General features: G+C 69.3%; 3 protein-coding genes. All 3 read right to left on the minus strand.

The features are described 5' to 3' along the window. Entirely contained in the window at nucleotides 1-864 is an 864-nt protein-coding gene (locus tag FNH09_RS46135; protein ID WP_152895835.1) for a DMT family transporter, read from the minus strand. Beyond that, entirely contained in the window at nucleotides 861-1,340 is a 480-nt protein-coding gene (locus FNH09_RS46140) for a hypothetical protein (protein ID WP_152895836.1), read from the minus strand. The genes FNH09_RS46135 and FNH09_RS46140 overlap by 4 nt, the downstream gene beginning before the upstream one ends. Before the next feature lie 176 nt (nucleotides 1,341-1,516). Next, nucleotides 1,517-1,972, minus strand: coding sequence for a hypothetical protein (locus FNH09_RS46145; protein ID WP_152895837.1), 456 nt, complete (start codon nucleotides 1,970-1,972; stop codon nucleotides 1,517-1,519). Between the last annotated feature and the right edge of the window lie 62 nt (nucleotides 1,973-2,034).

Below are 2,034 nucleotides of genomic sequence, written 5' to 3' on the forward strand. Positions count from 1 at the left end.
TCAACGCCTGTGCGCGACCTTCGGAGCCACACAGGGATGTCGACCGATCAGCACAATGCCGATCACGATCGCCACGAGGCCGACGGCCTCTACGGCGAGCGCGCCAGGTGTGGCCCGGAGGCGGTCGCCGACGATGCCGATCCCGCAGGCGATCCCGGCCAGCGGCTGCGCAGCGCTGAGCACAGGAAGCGAGGAGCGCAGCGGCGCGGTCCCGAACGCGCTCTGGACGAGCCCCAGACCGATCAGGCCGAGACACACGACCACGTAGGGCTGCCAGTGCGCGAACAGCACTGCGACGCTGTGCCCGCTGGCGAGCCGGCTCGAGACACGGGTCAGGGAGTCCTGCAACCCGTACAGGAGTCCGGCGGCGCAGGCCAGCACAGTCGCCACGAGCGTTGGCCGCAAGTGCCGGGCGAACGCGACGAGCAGCCCCGCCAGTGCGACCACGACGCCGAAGAGGATCCAGCGGCGCAGCGGCCCGGCCAAGTGCCCGCCCTCCGACGGCTGTCCGGCGACGATGAACCCCGTCACGCCCAGCGCCAGCAGCAGCACCCCACCCCAGCCGTTCCAGCCGAGTGGCTGACCGGTGAGCCGGCGGGACAGCGCCATGGCGAAGAGCAGGTTGGTCGCGGTCAGCGGTTCAACCAGCGACACCTGTCCGTTCGCGAGGGCGATGGTGCTCAGCACCATGCCCACGATCATCGCGGCGATGCCGGCCAGCCATTCCGGATGACGCATCAGGTCGAGCACCAGCCGCAAGATGCGAAAGCCGGAAAGGGGCGCCCGTCGGGCTTGCCGCTGCTGGAGGACGAAGCCGACGCCGAGGCAGCAGGCACCACCGATCCCCGGCAGGAACACGGTCATCGCGTCACCCCCACTCGGCCCGGTGGTGCGCACCTGAAGGCGGCGCATTTCCGCGCTGCGTCCGACGATCGAGGCGGCTTGGCGGTGCCCTCGGGGGGCGTGCGCTCATCGCGGCTCGAGGTGTCCACGAGTTCCAGGTCGATGTGGCCCTCGGCCTCCTGAGCGCGGATTGCCCGTACTCGGGGTTGCCGGGTGAGCAGCATGTCGAGGGCGTAGTTGAACATGCCGTATGTGGTGTCTGCCGGGAGCCGAACGCGGTCGGCACCGGTTGGGACGACGTAGCCGTCGCGGGCGATGACCAGCGTGCCCGAGTGGAGGCGGGTGGTGAATCCGCCGTGTTTCCTCGGCGCCTTGTGCAACCGAAGTACGTGTATTTCGCGCCGCGCACGCGCCGCCAATTCGGCGGCGCAGGCGTCTGTGTGCGTGGTCGGTGCGGGCGCCGCGGGTGCTTGCCGTGAGTGGAGCGTGTCGGTCATCTCAACTCGCTCCTTGCAGGGTGGTGGGTGAAGGCGGGATCCCTGGCAGTGCATGTCCACGGACGGCGGACGGTTCGGCGGATACGCATCTTCTGTGAGGTCTCCTCGCGGACGGGCCCCTCGAACGCCTGCTTCTCGGCACGCGGCGCAGGCATCCCGCGTGGCTTTGTGGTCGTTCAGTTGGGTGGTGTGCGCGTGGTCGCCCGATCCCAGGTGGGTGCCCTCAAGGGCGTTCGGGCAGCGCGGTGTTGTCTCGTCTCGGCCACCTGCCAAATGGCGAGGAGCAGCAGCGTGCCGGTTTCGGCGACGAGGCTGAGGACGGCTTGTGGCGCGGGCTGCAAACCGTGCTCGGTGAATCCGAATATGCCTACGGTGCGCGAAGCGGTGAAGCCGCCGAGGGCGCCGAGCGCGACGCCTGCCGCGGCGGCCCTCAGCAGCAGGGGTGGTGTCCCCATCAGCAGCAGGACAGCGAGGGCGAAGGCAGCGCTGGCCTGGAGCAGGAACAGGGGGCCGATGATGTGGACGAAGCGGTACCCGTCGATGTAGAGCTGGGCGTGGATGAATCCGCTGGCGCCGAGGGTTGCGGCGGTCGCCGATCGCAGGGTGGGGACGAGGAGTCTTTGGGTGTTCATGCCAGCCTCTCGTCCTTGATGGCCAGTTCGCGGTCGCCTTGGCGGTAGCCGACGCTGCGGAT

The sequence above is a fragment of the Streptomyces adustus genome (genome assembly GCF_009377175.1).
In the GTDB taxonomy this organism is placed as follows: domain Bacteria; phylum Actinomycetota; class Actinomycetes; order Streptomycetales; family Streptomycetaceae; genus Streptomyces; species Streptomyces adustus.

Excerpts from the sequence above, each read along its gene's own strand:
- FNH09_RS46140 (WP_152895836.1), bottom strand. The coding sequence starts at position 1,340 with ATGACCGACACGCTCCACTCACGGCAAGCACCCGCGGCGCCCGCACCG.
- FNH09_RS46145 (WP_152895837.1), bottom strand. The coding sequence starts at position 1,972 with ATGAACACCCAAAGACTCCTCGTCCCCACCCTGCGATCGGCGACCGCC.
- FNH09_RS46135 (WP_152895835.1), bottom strand. The coding sequence starts at position 864 with ATGACCGTGTTCCTGCCGGGGATCGGTGGTGCCTGCTGCCTCGGCGTC.